At 36.6% G+C, this 20,765-nt stretch carries 15 protein-coding genes; 13 read left to right on the top strand and 2 right to left on the bottom strand.

The genetic code is table 11. The annotated features are described in order from the left end of the window. Positions 1-141 precede the first annotated feature (141 nt). The 12 genes from GM418_RS21595 (at position 142) to GM418_RS21650 (ending at position 16,713) form a co-directional block, all read left to right on the top strand. Positions 142-729, top strand: coding sequence for an RNA polymerase sigma-70 factor (locus tag GM418_RS21595; RefSeq protein WP_158869299.1), 588 nt, complete (start codon positions 142-144; stop codon positions 727-729). Between the two features lie 95 nt (positions 730-824). Then, positions 825-1,844, top strand: a complete 1,020-nt coding sequence (locus GM418_RS21600) for a FecR family protein (protein ID WP_158869300.1) — start codon at positions 825-827, stop codon at positions 1,842-1,844. A gap of 161 nt (positions 1,845-2,005) precedes the next feature. After that, positions 2,006-5,542 carry a TonB-dependent receptor gene (locus tag GM418_RS21605; protein WP_158869301.1) on the top strand — a complete coding sequence of 1,179 codons (3,537 nt, stop codon included), beginning with the start codon at positions 2,006-2,008 and terminating at the stop codon, positions 5,540-5,542. A 12-nt stretch (positions 5,543-5,554) separates the two neighbouring features. Next, positions 5,555-7,348 (top strand): RagB/SusD family nutrient uptake outer membrane protein, encoded by a 1,794-nt coding sequence (locus GM418_RS21610; protein ID WP_158869302.1) that lies wholly within the window; start codon positions 5,555-5,557, stop codon positions 7,346-7,348. Positions 7,349-7,655: 307 nt separating this feature from the next. Continuing rightward, positions 7,656-10,166 (top strand): GH116 family glycosyl-hydrolase, encoded by a 2,511-nt coding sequence (locus GM418_RS21615; protein ID WP_158869303.1) that lies wholly within the window; start codon positions 7,656-7,658, stop codon positions 10,164-10,166. 53 nt (positions 10,167-10,219) lie between these two features. Then, positions 10,220-12,475, top strand: a complete 2,256-nt coding sequence (locus GM418_RS21620) for an alpha-galactosidase (protein WP_158869304.1) — start codon at positions 10,220-10,222, stop codon at positions 12,473-12,475. Positions 12,476-12,499: 24 nt separating this feature from the next. Next, complete coding sequence (locus GM418_RS21625) at positions 12,500-13,969, top strand: arylsulfatase (protein ID WP_217447556.1); 1,470 nt, start codon at positions 12,500-12,502, stop codon at positions 13,967-13,969. 41 nt (positions 13,970-14,010) lie between these two features. Continuing rightward, a complete protein-coding gene (locus GM418_RS32115) occupies positions 14,011-14,361 on the top strand; it encodes a sulfatase-like hydrolase/transferase (RefSeq protein ID WP_425482386.1) in 351 nt (116 codons plus the stop codon). Between the two features lie 81 nt (positions 14,362-14,442). Beyond that, positions 14,443-15,177, top strand: coding sequence for a transposase (locus GM418_RS21635; RefSeq protein ID WP_158869306.1), 735 nt, complete (start codon positions 14,443-14,445; stop codon positions 15,175-15,177). A 47-nt stretch (positions 15,178-15,224) separates the two neighbouring features. Continuing rightward, the gene (locus tag GM418_RS21640) at positions 15,225-15,635 is read left to right on the top strand and encodes a hypothetical protein (RefSeq protein WP_158862757.1); all 411 of its coding nucleotides are present in this window, start codon (positions 15,225-15,227) and stop codon (positions 15,633-15,635) included. Between the two features lie 14 nt (positions 15,636-15,649). Then, positions 15,650-16,576 carry an IS3 family transposase gene (locus GM418_RS21645; RefSeq protein ID WP_246222758.1) on the top strand — a complete coding sequence of 309 codons (927 nt, stop codon included), beginning with the start codon at positions 15,650-15,652 and terminating at the stop codon, positions 16,574-16,576. Beyond that, complete coding sequence (locus GM418_RS21650) at positions 16,573-16,713, top strand: hypothetical protein (RefSeq protein ID WP_158862759.1); 141 nt, start codon at positions 16,573-16,575, stop codon at positions 16,711-16,713. The genes GM418_RS21645 and GM418_RS21650 overlap by 4 nt, the downstream gene beginning before the upstream one ends. Positions 16,714-17,036: 323 nt before the next feature. Here GM418_RS21650 and GM418_RS21655 read toward each other — a convergent pair whose 3' ends face one another. Both GM418_RS21655 and GM418_RS21660 read right to left on the bottom strand, forming a co-directional pair. Continuing rightward, on the bottom strand, positions 17,037-17,777 hold the full coding sequence (locus tag GM418_RS21655; RefSeq protein WP_158869307.1) for a hypothetical protein: 741 nt from the start codon (positions 17,775-17,777) through the stop codon (positions 17,037-17,039). A gap of 368 nt (positions 17,778-18,145) precedes the next feature. Then, positions 18,146-18,340, bottom strand: coding sequence for a hypothetical protein (locus GM418_RS21660; RefSeq protein ID WP_158869308.1), 195 nt, complete (start codon positions 18,338-18,340; stop codon positions 18,146-18,148). Positions 18,341-18,539: 199 nt separating this feature from the next. Here GM418_RS21660 and GM418_RS21665 point away from each other — a divergent pair, with 199 nt between their 5' ends. After that, positions 18,540-20,507 carry a hypothetical protein gene (locus GM418_RS21665; protein ID WP_158869309.1) on the top strand — a complete coding sequence of 656 codons (1,968 nt, stop codon included), beginning with the start codon at positions 18,540-18,542 and terminating at the stop codon, positions 20,505-20,507. Positions 20,508-20,765: the final 258 nt, after the last annotated feature.

Raw genomic sequence — 20,765 nt, forward strand, 5'->3', positions numbered from 1 at the left:
ACTATTGCTTTGTGCTGGAAATATTGGGATGTAACTTATTTGAAATTAGGTAAGTATCAGGGCGTTGGTTAACATAAATCAGACCAAAAATTATTTGTTGATTTTATTTTTTAGTTTTGTGATTAAATAGACAAAAACCAAATGAACCAAAACGAACAACAACTTTTTGAAAGGTTAAGAAACGACGATGAAGCTGCTTTCAAAGTTCTTTTTAACGATTTTTATCCAAAGTTGTATTATTTCGTATTAGAGTTTGTCTCTGTTAAAGACATTGCAGAAAATATTGTACAGGATACTTTAGTCACGTTGTGGAACAAACGCAACGAACTAAAAGACGATTCAAATCTTACGTCATACCTTTTTACGGTAGCGAAAAATAATGCCTTAAAAAAGTTACGCGATAAAAGGTACAGTCAAAAGTTGTTCACGAATACCATAGATGTTGGTGAGTTGGATTTAAATGCAGAAACACTGTCAGCTGTAGATACATCGGTATGCGCATTCATGGATATTGAACAAATCATACAGGAAACTTTAGCAAGTTTGCCTCCCCAATGTAGAAAAGTCTTCGAACTCAGCAGGTTTCAGGAAATGAAAAACCGTGAAATAGCAGAAGAACTCAATATCTCGGTAAAAACAGTAGAAAAACATATCTCGAAAGGAATTAGAACATTTAAAGTTGCCTTGAAAGATTATTTACCCTTAGTGGCCTATCTGTTTGTTCTTTAGTTTTCAGTACCTTATAAACAGACGCAAAAAAAGTATAAAGAAAAGTAAAGCATTACTGGGGGTAAATGCTGTTTCATGGTTTATTTATAATATAGATGAAGAATTTTGAAGACATAATAAAACTGGTAACAGGAAATTTACCTCTTGAGGAGAAGGGAAAAGTTATTACAGAAATTAATACTCAAAAAGAAAAAAAGGAAATATTCAAAAAATTGAAGATTTCCTGGGCATTCCTCTCTTCAACAAGAAAATTGAACGATTACGAAATTGAAAATGCATACCTGAAAGCCCGGTATAGAATTTCAGGGAAACAAAGAAAATTGAATACAACCCTAAAAATTGTCTTAAAGTATGCGGCAATAATTGTATTTCTAATCAGCCTCACCACAATTTATTATACAAACAAACAACAACTTAACTCCGCCGATAACACCAAAAAGGTATCTTATACTTCTTTTATTACTGAAGATGGTCAACGGTCAAAGGTTGTTTTACCCGATAGTTCAATAGTTTGGTTAAATTCAGGCACGACACTTTCTTATCCCGGCAGCTTTTCTGAACAAAACCGAAAAGTTTCACTCAACGGACAGGCTTTTTTTCAGGTTTACCACAAAGAAGGTGACCCTTTTTCAGTACAGGCGAATGGTTTGATAGTTAAAGTACTGGGTACAAAATTCGATGTAGATGCATATCCTGAAAACGATGAGATTGCTGTTGTGCTTGAATCGGGTAAAGTAGAGCTGGCACACAACGAGATTGAAACCTTTAGTTATACCATGCAGCCCGGAGAAAAAGCAACGTATAACGTAGCCGATAATGCATTAACGCTAAATTCTACCGATACAGCCATTTATTCATCCTGGAAAAATGGAAAACTCATCTTCCGCAACGAATCGATGAAAAATGTAGTTGAAAAATTAAAACGATGGTATAATATCGATATTGAAGTAGCCGATGAGGAAGTGTATAACTCTATTTTCTCAGGAACAATTCAAAACGAAAGCTACGAGGAAATTTTCAGGTATATAGAAATTGTTTGCGGTGTTCATTGTAAACTAATACATAATTACGAAAAAGAAGCTAAACCCGAAATAATTATTTCAAAAAAACAATGAACTGTATAACTTAAAAAAACAGGCTTATGATGAATTAAAACGATGTACTAAAAAGGAGATGCTTTTAACATCTCCCTCATGTTTTATTATTGCCTCGCAGTGACCAACTCCAGAGGCAAAATCAACTTGAATTATTAAATAATCCAAATCAAAACAAATTTATGAAAAAAAATCATTATGGATTGATTTCCGGAGTATGTAAAATCCGGAAATCCAAATTTTTAAAAAGAATGAGGATTGTTGTATTATTAATTTTAATAACAGTAACCCAAACTTTTGCTGTCGACGGCTATGGGCAAAGTAAACGCTTAAGTATTAATTTAGAAAATGAAACAATCATTAACATCTTGGAGAACATAGAAGACCAATCTGAATTCTATTTTATGTTCGATGCTTCAAGAATCAATGTCAATCAACGGAAAAGTGTCGATTGTGAAAATCAACCTATAAGCAATATCCTTGATCAACTTTTCGAAAATACGGGGATAACCTACAGTATTAATGATCGCCAGGTATTGCTCTCAACAACTAAAAAATCTGACACTGAACAGCCAAAAGCCATTTCGGGGAAAGTAACCGACTCTTCCGGCGCATCTCTTCCCGGCGTAACCGTAGTAGTAAAAGGTACAACTCAGGGGACAGTAACTAACGCAGATGGTGAATACTTGCTGGCCAATGTGCTAGAAAATACAATACTGCAATTTTCATTTGTGGGGATGAAAACACAGGAAATACCTGTCGCTGGCAAAACCAACATTAATGTTACTATGGATGAAGAGACAATTGGTATTGACGAAGTGGTTGCGATTGGGTATGGGACAAAAGCAAAAGAAACATTAACTGGTGCAATTTCTATTGTTGATAATGAAATGTTAGAAAACAGACCTGCAACTCAAACCACAGACTTACTTCAAGGCATTAGTAGTGGGATACAAATAACAAGAGCAAATACAGGAAATATCAGAAATTCAACAAATGAAATAACTATTCGTGGTGTAACATCCCGTAGCGCACCAGGAGTATTAGTTGTTGTAGACGGCGTTGCCCAGTCAAGTACAGATGCGCGTGCATTGGATAATATAAATCCGGATGATATTGAAAATATAAGTGTATTAAAAGACGGGCAGGCTGCAATTTACGGGGCACGGGCTGCAGGCGGTGTTATTCTTATTACAACTAAAAAGGGAAAATCGGATAAACCTACAATTAAATTTTCATCATCTTATACGATTCAATCTCCTGCCCTTATAAGAGAACCCTGTAATATATTGCAACTGGTTGAAATGCACAACGAAGGATATGTGAATGATGGACAGGCGACTAATACATATACTCCAGTAGCAAACTACATTGCAGCAAATAATATCACGTTTGAAGAAGTAAAGAAAAATAATGGAGAACACATAGTAACCGCACCTTTTGGTATTGCATATGCACTTGGTCATTACGATTGGTATGATATCATGTTTGATCCATCTCCTATGTATAATTCCAATATTTCAATCTCGGGAAAGACTGACAAATTGGATTATTATGAATCTGTTAATTATTTTAAACAAAAAGGAATGTTGGCTTATGGTAAGAATTATAATAAAAGATTTTTGATCACCCTGAAAAATGATTATTCTGTTACTAACTTTTTAAAAGTTATATCAAATTTTAAAGTTGGAAATCAAAAAGTAGTTGAACCTTTTAATTATTCTTCAACTACTTCAAGTACAGCAAGTAGTACTACCTCTTTTTATAGTTTAAATAAAGGAGTACAAGGTGCATTGTTTTTTAATTTTCCTACAAATTTACCATATACCTCGGGAGGTCATTATTACAATATGGGGGGCTTACATAATCCTATTGGTTATGCTAAAGATTCAGGAAATACGACCGATCTCTTCTACATTATAAATGGAAATATAGGGGTGGAAATAACACCAATTGAAAATTTATTGTTTTATGCTGGAGTTGCATCAAATTATAATATTAAAGAAACAGATTGGGCAAACATTGGTTTTGCAATGTATGACTATTATGACAATTATAATATAATGTCCACTAATGTGAATCAAGCAGGAGTCGAATATTACAGAGATCGCTATACAACAGCTACTGCCTATTTAAAATATAGCTATGAAAAATTTGAAAATCACAAGATTAATATTATGGTTGGCTATTCACACGAAGAAAATGATTATAGAAGTTTTTCAGCTTATCGTAAATATGGATTAATTTCTGCTGAATTACCCACAATGAGTATGGGAGATTCTGATTATCAGTACAATTCAGAAAGAAAAACTGATTATGCATTAAAATCTGGATTTTCAAGATTTGAATATGCATACAAAAACCGATATCTGTTCGAAGCAATCTTCAGGTATGATGGATCTTCAAAATTTGCTGACGGTTATAAATGGAAACCATTTTGGGGATTTTCTGGTGGTTGGGTTGTCACAGACGAAAGTTTCATGGAAAATACAAAAAAGATTATTGATTTTATGAAGATTCGAGGTTCTTGGGGACAATTGGGGAATCAATCTAGTATCGGCTTATACGATTATCAATCTCTAATCTCCTTGAGCGGGAGCTATCCTATGGGAAGCTATACATCTCCTACTCAGGTTCAATCTGCTTACTTAGGGGATATGGCAAGTACAACCAGAACTTGGGAAACAATTGAATCAATCAATTTTGGATTAGATTTAACAGCTCTTAACTCAAGAATAACAAGTTCCTTTGATTTCTTTATAAAGGACAATAAAAATATGTTCTATACTGAAGAATATCCTTCTGTATTAGGGACAACTCCTCCCACCGTTAACGGTGCGCATGTCCGAACAAAAGGATGGGAATTGGAATTTGGTTGGAGAGATAAAATAAACCAATTGAACTATTTTATTAAAATCAATTTGAGTGACAACAATACGAAGATTGTTAAACTTTCTGATTCCGCTATTCCTTCTCTTGGACTAAATACTTTTGTTGAAGGAAATCCTCTTAATTCATATTATGGATATAGTTATGACGGATTGATACAAACTGAATCAGAACTGGTCGAATATATGGCAAATTTTACAAGTGGAATTCCCAATAATTTAAAGGTTGGAGATGCCCGTTTCAAAGACTTAGATGGAGATGGTAAACTTGAAGCTTTAGCCTATGATCTTGATGAAAATGGAAGCCCATCTTCCACTTCTGGAGATCTGGTTCGCGTTGGAGATGCAAATCAACATTATTTTTATGGAATAAATTTGGGAGCTAATTGGCACAATTTTGATTGTAGTGCTTTCTTTCAGGGAGTATTAAATTGGGATGTTGTTTCAACAGTGCGTCCTTGTAATCAATATTATCAACCCATTGAAGAATATTTTTACCATCAAACTTGGTCAGAGGAAAGGACAGATGCTTTTTATCCAAGATTGTCTCAAAACAATGCTGTGAAAAATTATAATTATCAATATTCTGACGCTCAATATAAGCTATATAATAATAGATATATCAGACTTAAGAATATTCAGCTAGGATATACACTATCCAAAAGAATTACTGACAAAATAAACGTGGATAAAATTCGTGTTTATATTAGTGGAACTGATATTTGGGAATCCAGCAATCTGCCTGGAAACCAGGATCCTGAAACACCATTTACATTAAGCGTTACTCCTTTTCCCCGTCAGTATTCATTTGGGATTGATTTAACATTTTAAACTTCAACAATTATGATACGAATATTAGACAAAATAAAATCATACTCACTTAGTAGTATTAATATGAAATTTTTGAAGAACTTAAAGATGAGATCTCGTTGTGAAATAAATCTATTTTATAAAATATTTTTTTTCGTCTCATTTTTACTTTTTTATTCTTGTGAAAAAGGTTTGGACTTATCTTCACAAACTAGTTATTCAGAATCAACATTTTTTACAACGGTAGATCAATTTGAACTATTTGCCAACCAATTCTATTATTATTTGCCTGTGGTTGGCAGAAACAACGATCGTGATATATATTCAGATATTGTCGCAGCAAGAACTACGAATACAATTAGTAATGGAAGTTACTATGCAACAGAAGAGAGTGATACATGGGATGATGCATATACATATATTCGTAATACAACTTATCTCATCCAAAAAGGCGATGAGGTTAATGCTGACCTAAAAGAAGAAGCTCAAATATATATTGGGGAAGCAAAATTTTTCAGGGCGTTTTCCTATTTTAATTTATTCCGTGATTTTGGAGGAGTTCCAATTATTGATAAAGTCTTGGATTTAGATGATGATGAATTGTTTGGAGCGCGTAACAGTCGTGAAGAAGTGGTCAATTTTATATTGAATGATTTGGAGGAGGCAATTGATGTCTTGCCAGTTGAGTCAGCTATAGCAGAGGGTGACAAGGGACGTGTAAGTAAAGGAGCGGCTCTTGCATTGAAAGCCCGGATTTCACTTTTTGAGGGAACATGGAGAAAATTTAGGGAAAACGATGGATATGAAGAATTGCTTGATGAAGCAATTGATGCATCTAATCAAATAATAGAAAGTGGAGAATATGAGCTTTTCGACAGACGGGATGTTTTAGGAGATGAAAGTTATAAATACTTTTTTATATTGGATAAAGTGCAATCAAATACAGCCGGACTAACCAAAGTTGATCAATCTGAATACATTTTAAGAAATAGGTATGATGAATCTATTAGGAAACAATCGACTGTTTCTACTAATAGCCTACCAAATCCTACTAAAAAGTTTGCCGATATGTTTTTATGTACAGATGGATTACCGATTGATAAGTCTACCTTATATCAGGGAAAATTAACGGTTACCAGTGAATTTGAAAATAGAGATTTGCGTATGGAAAATATTTTTGTCAAGCATGGTGATCAACTTTGGGAATCCCAGCCTGCCGAGAATTGTAGAGATTGGACTGATCCGGCCATTGGGGGATGGACTGCATCTCTTACATTTGGTACATATACTTTATCAGGTTATATGGAAAATAAATTTAATCCTGAAATTCTTAGTCCATCTATGGATTATCCGGTTATTCGATATGCAGAAGTATTATTGATTAATGCTGAAGCTTTATATGAAAGAAATGGTTTTATTACTGATGCCCAACTGGATTTAACAATTAACATGCTTAGGGAAAGGGCTGGTGTTGCTAATCTTAGTAATAATTTTGCTTCAGCAAATAACCTTGACTTGCAGACAGAAATTCGCAAAGAACGTACAATAGAACTTTTTATGGAAGGTCAGCGCTACGATGATTTAAGAAGGTGGAAAACTGCTGAAATAGAAATGCCACAATCTTTGTTAGGAGTTTTATGGAAGGGGACACAATTTGAAACAGACCCGGAATGGGAAGATGTGTTTTATTCTTTGGATAACGATGGATACATTATTATAGAAGATGCAAGTGAAAGAACATTCGAGGAAAAACATTATTTAATGCCTTTGCCAACACGGCAAATATTGTTAAATTCCCAGTTGGAACAAAATGCAGGATGGGAATAATATAATATTTCCCTTTGTATATTTTATGCATTGATATCCGGTAAAATAAATATAATATCCACATATTATTTCAATAATTAAGTCAATTCAAGGTTGTGATAGTTGTAACATTTATTGGATAATAAAAAATAAACTACAGCCGTAATTTGACTTTATAAGCTTAATCAGGGAATCAAAAAATTCCCTGATTTTTAAAGTTTATTGGAATGCGGATACAAGCAAGGAATATAGAAAGCTTATACCATGTGTGAATTTGTCTATAATGTAGAGTAATTTGTTTTAGTAATTATGACTTAAAATAAGGTTTATGAAAAAAAACGTTTATATATTTTTATTGATATTTTTTCCCTCTATAGGGAATAGCTTTTCATCAGATTGGCCAGTATTAAAAAAATACGATCAGGAACACATTTGTAAAATAGCATTACCCATCGGAGGTATTGGTACCGGAACCATATCTTTTGGGGGCAGGGGCAATTTTCAGGATATGGAGGTTATGAACCGCCCGGCTAAAGGATATAATCCCGGGGGAAATCTTTTTTTTACATTATTTACCAATGCCGACGGTAAAAAGGATTTGCGTTTGTTAGAAGGGCCAATCCCTTTTTATCAATACGAGGGGAGCCACGGTGCTGTGGCCCTTAATCATGGGTTGCCGCGTTTTGAAGAAGCTACATTCGAATCAGCCTATCCATTTGGGCAGGCCAGCCTTTATTCACCACATGTCCCCCTTGAAGTAAAAGTAAAATCGTTCAACCCGCTTATCCCGGGTAATATTGATGATAGCAGTATCCCTATGGCTGTTATTGATATTGAACTGACAAATACTTCCGGGAAAGAAGTCCAATTCAGTGTTTGTGGGAATATGCAGAATTTTATTGGTGAAGATGGAAGTGAAGGGGAAGCATTAAAAAATAGAAACTCATATCTTTCCAAAGATGGGCTAAATGGCATTTTATTCACTACCGAAGGTGTTGGACGGGAATCAGAGCAATGGGGCGAGATGTCCCTTGTGTGTGTAAGTCCGGGTAAAATATCTTATCGAACCTCATGGCTCCCAAAACGTTGGGGGACATCATTACTTGACTTTTGGGACGACTTATCTGCCGATGGGAAACTTGATAACAGAATAGATGAAAATAATGATAAACCCATGTCATCCCTTGCAGTGGGAAATGTGATACCAGCCGGAGCTACCAAAACTGTAAGGTTTCTGTTAACCTGGTATTTCCCAAACAGGAAAGCCTGGTCTTCTGTAACCCTGAAGAACTATTACACTACAAAATACAGCGGGGCATGGGATGTTGCAGCCCAAACATTGCCTGGCTTGGAAACGCTGGAGAATAAAACCATTGAATTTGTTAATGCGTTTTGTAAAAGCAGCCTTCCTGAAGAAGTAAAAGAAGCGGCGTTGTTCAACGTAAGCACATTGCGTACCCAAACCTGCTTCAGGCTTTCGGATGGCAATTTTTTCGCATGGGAAGGTTGTGGCGACAATAAAGGCTGTTGTGCCGGCAGTTGCACCCATGTATGGAACTATGAAACAGCTACTGCTTTCCTTTTTGGAGGCTTAGCCAAAACCATGCGGGAAGTCGAATTTGGCAAAGCAACTACCGATAACGGAATTATGAGTTTCAGGGTGAAATTGCCTTACGAAAAAATCCCTGAATTTTCAAAAGTGGCAGCCGACGGGCAAATGGGTTGTATTATGAAACTCTACAGGGAGTGGCAACTGTCGGGAGACAATGAGTTTTTAAAGGTACTCTATCCAAAGGCAAAAGCAGCATTAAGCTATGCGTGGAAAAAAGGGAGTTGGGATGCTAATCAGGATGGAGTAATGGAAGGTGTCCAGCACAATACAATGGATGTGGAATATTATGGTCCCAACCCGCAAATGACCATCTGGTACCTTGGTGCATTACGTGCTATGGAAGAAATGGCAACGTATATGAAAGACAAAGAGACTGCCGGAAAATGCAAAAAATTGTTTAAAAATGGCAGTAAATGGACCGATGAAAACCTTTTCAACGGTGAATATTATATCCATAAAATTGAAATACCTAAGAAAGAAGATATTCCTGCAGAACAACTAATAGGAATGGGATCAAAAGATTATGGCAACCCGGATTTCCAGCTTGGCGAAGGATGCCTGGTTGACCAACTCGTTGGCCAGTACATGGCTCATGTCTGCGGTTTGGGCTACTTAGTTAACAAAAACCATGTCGCTAAAACACTGCAAAGTATAATGAAATACAATTACCAGCCCGATCTTTCAAACCATTTTAACTGTTTTAGGAGTTTTGCCTTAGGCAATGAATCGGCTTTACTTATGGCTTCGTACCCGAAAACAAGGCCGGAAAATCCGTTCCCTTATTTTACTGAAGTAATGACCGGATTTGAATATACTGCTGCTGTAGGGATGTTATATGAAGGGCAAACAGGAAACGGATTAAAATGCATCCGGAATATACGTGAAAGGTACGATGGAAAAAAACGGAGCCCATTCAACGAAGCTGAATGCGGGCATCATTATGGCCGTGCCATGGCCAGTTGGTCTGCCCCGCTTGCTCTTTCAGGGTTTCATTATTCAGGTGTTGATAAGACTATAACTTTTACATCAAAATCAGGAACCTATTTTTGGAGCAATGGTTATGCATGGGGGACAAGCAAAGTTGAAGGGAATAGATTGACTCTGAATATATTGTACGGAGAAGTTGAATTGTCCGGCCTTACCTTGTCAGGTTTAGGTTCTGTGAAGTTGAAAAATATATTGATGAGTACAGAAAGTAATAAAAGCATGACTTTTGAAATTAAATAGATATTGGAATTAGAGATGAAGAACAACAAGAATTAAACCTAATTATTTAAACTATGTCGAAGTTAAAAAAGCATAATCTCCATCTATCTTTATCAATAAGTGTATTGTTTATATTTACTGTATTTGGGATATTTTTTATTTTTTGTCCGTTATTGAGCAATGAATGTCCTTCTTTTCCCGTAGCAGATAACGATACTTACACAATTGAGACAAAAAATACATCATTGGTTTTTACCGGAAAACATGAAGGTAAATTCCTATTTCAATATTACGGAATAAAACCTGATGATTTATCTCAAATTTTAACCAGTGGATCGGGGTCAGGAGAGGAAGCATACCCTACATTCGGGATCAACTGCATTGCAGAAAAAGCCCTGTATGCAATTCATTCAGATGGAAATGTCTCAACAAATTTATATCTCGATGCTGTGGAGACAATTAGACAAGGTGAGAATGTTAGCCTTACAAAAGTTAAATTGTACGATAACAAATACCCATTTAAAGTTACCCTGTATTACAGGTCTTATTTTAACGAGGATGTAATAGAGTCCTGGACTGTGATATCCCACACGGAAAAAAGCCCGGTGACACTAAATAAATTTGCATCGTTTTATATGCCTGTATCTTCCTATACTCCCTGGCTGAGCCATTTCCACGGGCATTGGGCCAACGAATTTAATTTATTCGAAGAGAAACTGGAAAGGGGTATGAAAGTAATTAAAAACAATAATGGTATTAGGGGTACCCGGTGCGATAACCCTTCGTTTATGCTAAGCCTTGATGGAAAACCTTCTGAAGACAAGGGGGACGTAATTGCCGGGACCCTTTCTTGGACGGGGACATACAAAATAAGCTTTGATTCAGATACAAAAAACAAGGTGAATATTATTGCCGGTATAAATGATGATGTTTCACGTATTGTTTTAAAAAGCGGGGAAGAATTCGAGACACCTGCAGTGATTTTAACCTATAGCAGAGAAGGTAAAGGTCAAGCCAGTAGGAATCTTCACCGATGGGCGCGAAACTATGGTATCAGAGATGGGCATAAGGAGCGAATGATCCTTTTAAATAGCTGGGGAGGGGTTTATTTTGATATTACAGAAGATAAAATGCTGGATATGATCAGTGATATTGCAGCATTAGGCGGCGAATTATTTGTAATGGACGACGGTTGGTTTGGAAACAAATACCCCCGAAATGATGAAACTACAAGCCTGGGAGATTGGATGGTAAATTCAGGGAAACTCCCAAATGGATTGGATCCTCTTATTAAAAAGGCAAAAAATGAAGATATAAAATTTGGGATATGGCTGGAACCAGAAATGACCAACCTGAAAAGCGAACTGACAGAAAAACATCCTGATTGGATCGTACATCAACCAAACCGCGAAACTGTTATGGGCAGAGGAGGTTCACAGATGTTACTAGACCTATGTAAGCCGGAAGTACAGGATTTTGTATATCATACTATTCACGACCTATTGGTAAAGCATCCCGGCATAGCCTATATTAAATGGGATGCCAACCATTATATGACCAATATTGGTTCATTGGCGATCCAGCCCAACAACCAATCCCGTTTTTATATTGAATACTACAAGGGATTTCAAAAAACACTGGATCGGATAATCGCAGAACATCCGGACGTAGTATTGCAGGCTTGTGCCAGTGGAGGGGGCAGGGTGACATACGGTTACCTGAAATATTTCCATGAGTTTTGGACCAGTGACAATTCCGATGCATTGAGCCGTATTTATATGCAATGGGGGACATCGCATATTTTTCCGGCAATCAATATGGCTTCCCATGTCAGTGCATCGCCAAACCATCAAACAGGAAGGGAATTGCCGTTGAAATTCAGGTTTGATGTAGCAATGACAGGAAGGCTGGGCCTGGAAATGCAACCAAAGGATCTTTCCCTTGAAGAATGGCAATTTTCAGAAAATGCGATAAGATCATATAAATCGATCAGGGATATTGTTCAATTTGGGGATTTGTACCGGTTAATATCTCCTTATGAGAATAACGGTATCGCTTCATTAATGTATGTTTCCCCCGGAAAAGAAAGGGCCGTATTTTTTGCTTTCAACCTTGAAGAGAACCTGAAATATGTAAACCCACCAACCCGCTTAAGAGGACTGGATCCAGATAAAAAATACAGGATTACAGAGATAAATAAAGCTTCGAAACAAAATTTAAGATATGAAAGACAATTGTTTACAGGCAAATTTTTAATGGATATTGGATTAAGGGTAAACATGAGGAAGGCATATCAAAGTATGGTAGTTAAAATAACTGAAATAGACTAAATAACGTACTAAAAATATTATGTTATGAAAAAGAAAAAAAGGGTATCGAAGCAGACAAAATTTAAACTTCGCTATTTTTTGATTTTAATGGGGATATTAGGGGGAGTGAGTTCATGTTTAAATAAAGTTAAACCAGATAATGAGCCTAATGTCATTATGATTTTAGTGGATGATCTGGGTTATGGAGATATAAGTTTTTATGGGCAAGAAACTTTAACAACCCCCAATATAGATAAAATGGCGAATGAAGGTATACATTTTACAAACATGTGTACTGGCTCTACGGTTTGTGCCCCTTCACGTGCCTGCCTATTAACCGGCAGGAACACAGGTCATTCATCAGTAAGGGGCAACATGCCCAATCAAATGGTAGGCGATAATGAAAATACAATAGCCAAAGTGTTTAAAAAAGCAGGATATGTAACTGGTGCAATTGGGAAATGGGGGGTAGGTGCATATTTGCCTTATGATGACCCTGCAAAGAAAGGATATGACTATTTTTATGGATACATAAATATGTGGCATGCACATAATTTTTACCCCGAATTTTTAATTGAAAACGGGAAGAAAGTATTCTTAAATAATAAAACAAAACTGATCAACGGGGTAAATCCCTGGGCAGACACCTTGCGCGAAGGGAAAGGAGTCGCTGAGGTTAAAAATGAATATGCCCCGTTTCTCTTTGATTCTAAGGCAATATCATTTATTGAAGAAAATAAGGATAACAAGTTTTTCCTTTACCTGGCATATAATGTTCCCCATGCCAATAATGAAAAGATACCGGACGGCATGGAGGTTCCGGATTATTACGAGTTTGAGGAAAAGGACTGGCCGAGGCAGGAAAAGGGTTTTGCAGCGATGATCCGGAATATTGATAACTCGGTAGGGTCAATCCTTAAAAAGTTAGTTGACCTGGGGCTTGATAAAAATACCCTGGTTTTATTTTGTTCTGACAATGGACCTCACCAGGAAGGGGGCCACCAAATGGAATTTTTTAATTCAAACAGCTCTTTCAGAGGCATGAAACGCGATTTGTACCAGGGAGGGATAAAGACCCCATTTATAGCTTATTGGCCTGGTGTTATTCCTGAAAGATCAAAATCCGAAAAACTGTTTGCATTTTGGGATTTCCTTCCTACTTTTTCTGAATTAACTGGGCAGGAAAAACCGGCAAACACTGAAGGTATATCTTTTATGCCTACCCTATTGGGGCAAAAACAATCTGAGGAGCATGATTATTTATATTGGGAGTTTTATGAGCGTGGAGGGAGACAGGCAATTTTGAAAGATCATTGGAAAGCCGTAAAACTCAATGTCAGAGATACTACTAAAAAAACGATTTTTGAATTGTACAACCTTAAAAATGACCCGGAAGAAAAGGTTAATGTAGCAGGTCAAAATGCAGAGGTTGCCAAACAATTCGAAAAGTTATTCAGATCAGCAAGGGATGAGTTCGATGTAATTCCATTGATTGAAACAAGGACACATAATTAACAGATATAAGCTTTATGAAACGCTATTTATATTGTATTGATATGATTGATAAGCGTAACAGGCAATTGTTGTTAACGGTTATATTGACCCGGAATGGTATATTTTTTTTAGTACTGATTTTATCGTTAGTTTTAATTTCATGTTCTAAGAAATCAGAATCTGACCATCATCCCAATGTCATTTTAATTATGTCAGACGACCAAGGCTGGGGAGATAGTGAATTCAATGGAAATACATTCATTGAAACGCCGAACCTAAACAGGTTGGTCGTCGATGGTGTGCAGTTCGAGAGGATGTATGCCTGCCCCATGTGCGCCCCAACCAGGGCAAGCCTTATGACAGGACCCGCCGCTCCCGCGCGAATCCTCCTAAAATCCGCATGTTATAGTTGAAAAAAGCTGTAAAACTATTCAAATGAATGCTTTACAGCTTTGGTATGTTCACCTAAATTGGTGTTGCACAACAATACCATTATGAAAGTATTAAATTCTTTACCAGTTTCATCTTTTGGCGGATTAAATTTTGTTATAAAAGAAGCCATCGATTTAAAAATCAACAGTTTGTTAAACTACAATCTACCGACTTTACCCAAACAATCACGATACAATTGGTTTGATATAATAATGTCTTATTGGTCCGTATTTTTCTGTGGTGGAGATTGTGCTGAAGATCTGTCTGTTAATTTGAAAGAAGGACTTCAGAATAACCCTTTTATCAATATTCCCAGCCCGGACAGGATTTTGAGCCGGCTTAAATCGTTGTCGGACAGTCCACAATTTTTTACTGCGAAAAGAGGAAAAACAGAGCACCATTTCTCGTTGGCCCAGGAATTGAACAGGCTCAACATAAAAATGCTGTCGTTATTGCCAGGATTCCAAAAAGAAAATGTGATTTTAGATTATGACAACACCTTGATATTTAATGAAAAATCCGATGCACAACGCACCTACAAAAAAGAGCCTGGTTATTATCCCGGTGTTGGAATGATAGGCAAACATATTGTTTATGTTGAAAACAGAAATGGACGGAGTAATGCTCATATTTTGCAACATAAAACCATAGAACGGATGTGCTCGTTACTGCATGAAGCCGGGGTGACAATTGATATCATTAGGGCAGATTCAGCCTCATACACCTATGAAATAATTAAGGCAATTCAAATGAATGCAAAACGCTTCTTTATAAAGGCAAGAACACCGTATTTCTAATTATCATGTCTTATACTGAAATAACTTGACGCAAAAATGTCAAGAAAATGAAAAAAAGGAATGAATCCATGTTAACAGATTACATGGATGGATTTGAAGAAAAAACAGTTAATTACAGTAATTATGAAGTAAGCTTCCGACGTTGGCTGGTAGCGCAGATTGATGCTGGAAATATGAGTTACCAGGAAGCACGGGAACGATTTTCATTATCAAGATTTGAATATAAAAAGATCATAAAGCGCTGGCAGGAGAGATATTCCGACGAAATCCACATATCTTTACAGATGATGAGTGCAAAAGAAAGAACAGACCACAAAGCGTTGGAGAAACGCATCAGGGAATTGGAAAAGCAGTTGGAACGTGCGCAGATGAAGAATGTGGCGCTGAACACTATGATTGACATTGCAGAAAACGACTACAAACTCGAAATCAGAAAAAAGTCTGGACCCAAACAGTAGATGTACTGGCACGCATGTATCCTTTGGTTTCCAAGGCGGTACTATGCGAACTGTTTGGGTTTACCCGCCAGGCCTGGTACGACAATAGGAAACGTCAATCCGGGTACCAGATGGAGGAAGTTTTTATATTAAGACAGGTAAAAGATTTGCGTAAAGAGCACAAGCGGATGGGGACAGAGAAGCTCCACCGGCTGATTGCGCCGACCCTTCAGAAACATAATATTAAATATGGAAGGGACAAGTTTTATATCCTGCTGCGGGAACATGGCCTGTTGGTCAGGCGGCGCAGGCGCAGGCCTAAAACAACCAATTCGAAGCATTTTTTCCGCAAGTATCCCAACCTGGTAAGGGATATTGAGATAATGAGTTCCGGGCGTTTATGGGTTAGCGACATAACCTACATTCGCACTGAAAAAGGTTTTGTTTACCTCTCGCTTGTTACCGATGCATATTCCAGAAAAATTGTTGGCTGGTGCCTCTGGCCCGACCTCACCAGCGAAGGGGCTTTAAATGCTCTAAAGATGGCCATTTCAGGGGAAGGGGTGAAGCAGAACCTTATCCACCATTCCGACCGCGGCATCCAGTATTGCTGCACCGACTATGTGAACTACCTGCAAGGTTCAAATATCAATATTTCGATGACAGAAAACGGCGACCCCTATGAAAACGCTATAGCCGAGCGGGTTAATGGTATTTTAAAGAATGAATATGATTTAAACGAAACTTACCCGGATTATCATGCAGCCCTGGAAGCAACAAAGGTTGCGGTTTACAAATACAACAACAAACGTCCGCACCGCAGCGTGGATTTTATGCTTCCGGTGGATGCACACAAGGAATCGGGATCACTTAAAAAGCACTGGAAAAAGCGGGAATTTAATACGACGGGAAAAGAAGCAACAGAATACAAACCTGCAACAAAAACCAGCGATAAAAAATGAAGCTGCACAAAAAAACAGGAAGAAGAATTATATCTGTCCCTTTAATCAGGGATAAGACAGAAAGGAATGAGCAGTTACAGGGATTAAAAATATGCAGGAAAGAATTTGCAAGAATAAAAAATGAAATAGTTTTGTAAATCAGTAAATGCAGAATAAATATTTACATCTATCAGAAATTAAAGTTAAATCTGTCAAGTTATTTCAGGAAAGGACACATGGCAATAGTAAAATGAAATCCAGCAACATTTTTTGCAATCCTGCAATACATTATCCACTCCCTGCGGACTTTTTTTTGTTCCTGTATCGCTTTTGATTAATCCTGCAGCTTTTTTACCCTTCCTGCGGTAATGTTTTTGAATCCTGCACTGCAGGATTGCATAAAGTCCTTGCAGGGAGGAGATAAAACAAGCAGGGCGCCCCATATGCTCGCAGGACGCCCCAACCGGATGCAGAATAAATATTAAGTCACATCATTCTGATTGCTGCTTTGTTTTCGGTGTAGTTTTTTCCAGTACTCGCTGGAATAGCCTTTCAACCGGTTTTTATCTTTTCGGAAAACATATTTACCGGCTTCACGGATTTCATCCACCAGTGCTTTCAGGTAGGTGTAGGCCTTGTCGCGGATGATTTTCGATTCGTTGGGATCGGCTTTGTCGCCGTTGGCTTCAGCCAGCAGATCGGCCAGCTCATCTGCCCGGGTAGCCGCCAGGTCGGGTTGTGTGAGCTCGAAACCAATAGCCGTAAGCGGATCGGGATTTTCGCGGCCCAAAACGGCGATGTCATTCAGGTCCTGTATCATGTCGGCATGGCCGCTGCCATCGGTAATAGCACTTACACGGCTTAGGAGGGCATCGTCTTTCCTGTAAGCAAAACGAAGCGAAGCGAGCAGGTCATCGCGGAAAGCGTAGGCTTCAGGTGCCTGTTCGGCCCATTCTTTCTGGGCTTCCTGTTGCGAACGGTAGTCTTTGTTCCAAATCGATTGTGCCTCGCGGCAGGCGCCTGCACGTACGGGCAGGTCGTTAATCATGTCGGAAGTAATTCCAACTACCGCCAATGCAGTGGCATCGTTTAAACTCCAGTGATGGAGGTTTTCGGCTTCCTGTAAAGCAACATCTACAGGAATACCCGGTTCCAGGGTTTCTTCATCAGGAATTGCCTTGATGTCGGATAACCGGGCATTGTAGTCATCAATGTTTGCCATAATTTTGTAATTTTACAATGTTAATATTATGCCCTTCAAAGGGCGTTATTGATCTCTGCCGGCAGGTTCCGTTATAGCTTGCCGGTTTTTTTTGCCATTCAGGGTCAAATACAATTTTTTGTCAGTTGTTTTTCCTGTGTTTAAGGGAATTTTCATTTCATTGGTTTTAAGGGTTTACAAAATAAGTCTATTCAATTGAACGTCAATTTAATAATTATTTGAAAGAAAAGAGAATGAAATGCCTGAGAATGTTGAAGAACATTCCTGTCTGAAAACAGGATGGCGGCAGATTACAGACTATCAAATAACTTTTTTCTTTTACGAAATAATGACTCAGATACTATCAACCCGATTTTTGTTGTGACAGTTCATTCATCGACCTTTTTGAAAGATTGATTCCTGTTTGCTTCAAAAATGCCAATATTATCACTGTATTCATTGTGCCAGACAGAATTTTTTAACGTATTCCGGAACAGTTCAGCTGCGTCTTTCGAGCAATACTCCCGACAGAAATTATCCAATATCATCAGAATCTTATTCTTTTGATAATCTTCAAAATACATCTGTCGGGGAGTTTGAATATTAGCAATCTGAAGCAAAAAAACAAAAACAGGTGGTGTTGTGGCTGGTATTAGAGTCGGTTCAACGATTTTGGGTTATGCGTTATTCAGCGGTGCTCCAAACTAGTTTTCACGTAAATTGAAATTTTGTTCTGAAAATTAGTACCTAAAACACTTTATCTGTTTGGGCGTATATCAAAATATGGATATTGTAATAATTCTTAAAATTTTAATCCCATTTTTTCTTTATCTGGTTTTACTACAATTTGTTGCAAAAATTGTATACAAAAATATGTTGGAGAAGTCAACAAAAAATAAAGTTACAACAGAATCAGGATTAGCTCAAAAAAAATCATCTGTTTATACATCTAACCTCACATATACCGACAAATTGGAGGAAATTCCTTTTAAACGGAGTAATCAATTTGAATCTTTAGAAAAAAGACTAACCATCGGAAGCACTTTTTTTAGAATACACTTCTCTTGGACTTTAATTATCACCTTGATTTTTGGAATATCTATTGTTTCTCATCAATCTAACCCCGACAGTTTAGAAAGTATATTTTATGATAATTCTTCAACTCTTCAACCAATTCTTATTCTATCGTATTCAAGTATGATAATAGCAATAGCGGGTGGACATCTTTACTACTATATCAGAGATAATGCTCTGCCGATTTTGTATCAAATTTTTGTCGTTATTTTAATTACTTTGTCTGTTTTTATCTTTTCTGACTTCATCCACAAACCAGTATATATATTGATTTCTGTCGGAATTTATCTGATCATTCTGTCAGTTACAATATTAACCATAAAAGAATTGGCACATCCCAAAGATTTATCAATTAATCTTGTAATACTCCGGGTATTTGGCAACTATAAAAATATGGGTTTAATATTTGGTAGGTTGATCAAGCGATGGAAGTATATTGGTGCACACTACACAATTGTTGATCCTTCGTATATCAAGTATTATTATCGCTTCTGGGGTCCAAAAAATTTGACAAATAGCCTGGAGGTAATTTTTATTTTGACTCTTATTTTTATAGTTTACGGAGTTTTCAATTTCTTTTTTTGGGATTTTGAGTTAATTCCTATTCAATACAATACATATTTTGAATTTGGACTTCCGGTGTTAGTATTTACTGTTACATTGTTTATTGTAAAAAGAAATATAAAAAGAAATTTTCTTGATAGTGCCGGAGCAATAGGATTTAAAGTTCAAAAACATAATTCAAAAAATCCAAGAAAAAACTATCAATATAGTGAGTTGCCAATTTATTGTTTTGAAAATATTTGGAAACCTGCTTTGAATGAATTAAAAGATGTAGGAGATGTTGTTTTGATGGATCTTAGAGGATTCTCTGATTCCAACCGTGGCTGTAAGTATGAGATTGAGTTCATAGTAGATCATATAAATATTCAAAATGTTTTAGTATTAGTAGATAATAAAACGAAAATAAATGTTTTTGATCTATTTCAGGAAAAATTCAGGAATATGGATAATGAATCCCCTAACCGTTTCTTGCAAAAACCTAAAATAAAACTTTTAGATGTTGAAAAATATAGAACAACTCTTTTCCCCGGATTGAGAATAATACGGAGAGAAATTGTGAATAATATTGTCAATATACTTTTATATTCATCACTAGAAGGAAGCGCGAAAGAAAAATTCATTCACACTGAAAAACTATATACACATCAAAATAATTTAAAACCGCCCCCAAAGAACAAGTTTAAAGAGTTTTTTAAAGGCTCTTTTTTGGGGTTTTTTATCGCATGCATTATAAACGTGTTTCTTTTCTACTCTGTGTATCCTTTGGAATATTTTGAAAAGATCAACTATTTTGACCCTCATGAAAATATTTTTCCGATTATTCTTATCTTTTCAGTTTTTGGTGCTCTTTTCAGTTCAATACCTTCAGGGTTCTGTTGGGTAATTGCAAAAGTAAATCGAAAAATTGTCTTGGTTGGCACTTTGTTGGGATATGTATTTGGATTTACGGCCTTTTTAATGACACTGAAAGAAGGAGATTTGAGTTTTTCTGTTTTTAACGATATTTTTTATAAAGCAGTATCAATGGGTATTGCAGGAGAAATAACCGGTACTTTATTAGCCCTGGTTATTTTCAAATTACATTTTTCAAATACCAAATTGGTACTTCGTTAATCAGAATTGTTATCACGATATACAATTAAAACAATTTTTTCCTTAGATAAAACTTATAGCCATGTGAAAGCATCCCCGAAATAAAAAGAAGCTATCACTTTCGGTAAAAAAACTTTTGACAAAGTGAATTTAGCAATGTTGCAGAAATAATTTGCATTAAGCTGTATAACGCTATTAAAAATTAACCACTTTCATGTTTTGTGTGGTGTTAAGCTGGCCAACTAAAATGTATATTTTACCAATCTGTGTTTTAACCCT

The sequence above is a fragment of the Maribellus comscasis genome, from assembly GCF_009762775.1.
GTDB lineage: Bacteria > Bacteroidota > Bacteroidia > Bacteroidales > Prolixibacteraceae > Draconibacterium > Draconibacterium comscasis.